Here is a 2,363-nt window from a genome sequence, read left to right as displayed (position 1 = left end):
TGTGACGGCGTGCCTTTTGTAGAATGAGCCAGCGAGTCGCTGGCGCGGGGCGAGGTTAACCGAGAGGGAGCCGTAGCGAAAGCGAGCCTTAACAGGGCGACTTGAGTCCCGCGCCGCGGACGCGAAGCCGGGTGAGCTATCCGTGGGCAGGCTGAAGCGGGGGTAAGACCCCGTGGAGGGCCGAACGCACGTCGGTTGAAAACGGCGGCGATGACCTGCGGATAGGGGTGAAAGGCCAATCAAACCCGGAGATATCTCGTTCTCCCCGAAATAGCTTTAGGGCTAGCGTCGCGCGTTCACCGCCGGAGGTAGAGCACCGGATGGACGAGGGGGCTTCGCCGCCTACCGAATCCAACCGAACTCCGAATGCCGGCGGCCCAGAGCGCGGCAGTCAGAGCATGTGGGCTAAGCTGTGTGCTCGAGAGGGAAACAGCCCGGACCGCCCGCTAAGGTCCCCAAGTTCCAGCCGAGTGGCAAAGGATGTGCGTCCGCCCAGACAACCAGGATGTTGGCTTAGAAGCAGCCATGCATTCAAAGAGTGCGTAACAGCTCACTGGTCGAGTGGACATGCGCCGACAATACACGGGGCTAAGCTGGACACCGAAGCGGCGGGATTTTATCTATTAGAATCGGTAGGGGAGCTTCCCATGGGCGGTGAAGCCGCCGGGCGACCGGCGGTGGAGCGCATGGGAGTGAGAATGCTGGCATGAGTAGCGAGAGACGAGAGAGTAACTCGTCCGCCGTGAACCCGAGGTTTCCTGGGCAAGGCTAATCCTCCCAGGGTCAGTCGGGGGCTAAGGCGAGGCCGGTAGGCGTAGCCGACGCGCAGCAGGCAGACATTCCTGCACCGCGCACGCGGCGCTACGACCGACGGGGCGACGGATGGGGGTGGCTCGGCGGGGTTCTGGACGTCCCCGTGATGGAGCGCGGCCCGCGGACCAGGGAAATCCGGTCCGCACGAGGGCGAGGCTCCGGACGAAGCGATTGAGCGAAGCGAGTGAGCCCGAGGTCCCCAGAAAAACCCCTAGGCAGGCGCGTGCGCGCCCGTACCGCAAACCGACACAGGTGGGTGGGTAGAACATACCGAGGCGATCGGGTCAACCATGGTCAAGGAACTCGGCACAATGGCCCCGTAACTTCGGGAGAAGGGGTGCCCGCGCGTACGTGAACGGACTTGCTCCGGGAGCGGAGGCGGGCCGCAGTGGAGAGGCCCAAGCGACTGTTTACCAAAAACACAGGACTCTGCAGAAGCCGCAAGGCGACGTATAGGGTCTGACGCCTGCCCGGTGCCGGAAGGTCACGCGGAGGGGTTAGCGCACCGCGCGAAGCCCCGAAGCCAAGCCCCGGTAAACGGCGGCCGTAACTATAACGGTCCTAAGGTAGCGAAATTCCTTGTCGGGTAAGTTCCGACCTGCACGAAAGGCGCAACGACTTGGGCGCTGTCTCGACCATGGACCCGGTGAAATTGCACTGGTCGTGAAGATGCGACTTACCCGCGGAAGGACGGAAAGACCCCGTGAACCTTCACTGCAGCTTGGCATTGGCCGCTGGTCCCGCGTGTAGAGGATAGGCAGGAGGCATCGATCCGGAGGCGCCAGCCCCCGGGGAGCCGCCCTTGGAATACTGCCCCCGCGCGACCGGCGTCCTAACCCGAGGCCGTCGACCGGCTCGGGGACCGTGCCAGGCGGGCAGTTTGACTGGGGCGGTCGCCTCCTAAAGGGTAACGGAGGCGCGCGAAGGTCCGCTCGGGACGGTCGGCAACCGTCCTTTTGAATGCAAGAGTACAAGCGGGCTTGACTGCGAGGCCCACGAGCCGAGCAGGTGCGAAAGCAGGCTCTAGTGATCCGGCGGCCCCGAGTGGGTGGGCCGTCGCTCAACGGATAAAAGGTACTCCGGGGATAACAGGCTGATCTTGCCCAAGAGTCCACATCGACGGCAAGGTTTGGCACCTCGATGTCGGCTCATCGCATCCTGGGGCTGGAGCAGGTCCCAAGGGTACGGCTGTTCGCCGTTTAAAGCGGTACGCGAGCTGGGTTCAGAACGTCGTGAGACAGTTCGGTCCCTATCCTCCGTGGGCGCAGGAGAATCGATGGAGGCTGCCCCCAGTACGAGAGGACCGGGGTGGACGCACCTCCGGTGAACCGGTTGTCGACCAACGGCACGGCCGGGTAGCCGCGTGCGGCGCGGATAACCGCTGAAGGCATCTAAGCGGGAAGCCGTTCCAGGGATTAGTTCTCCTTCCGGTAAGGGCCCAGGTAGACTACCTGGTCGATAGACGGCAGGTGCAAGGACGGCGACGTCCTCAGCCGAGCCGCACTAATCGCCCGAGCTCTTCCGGAACCGCACCTCGCGGCCCGCGGGAC

The 2,363-nt window shown here is 64.1% G+C and carries 1 rRNA gene; it reads left to right on the top strand.

Annotated elements, in window-relative coordinates:
* A 23S ribosomal RNA gene (locus SFLMC1_RS00850) occupies positions 1–2,340 on the top strand; the annotation flags it as partial.
* Between the last annotated feature and the right edge of the window lie 23 nt (positions 2,341–2,363).

Origin of the sequence: Collinsella aerofaciens (genome assembly GCF_901212495.1) — a bacterium.
Classification (GTDB): Bacteria; Actinomycetota; Coriobacteriia; order Coriobacteriales; family Coriobacteriaceae; genus Collinsella; species Collinsella aerofaciens_H.
The sequence above is the reverse complement of the archived record's forward strand: the minus strand, read 5'-3'. Positions and strand labels throughout refer to the sequence as shown.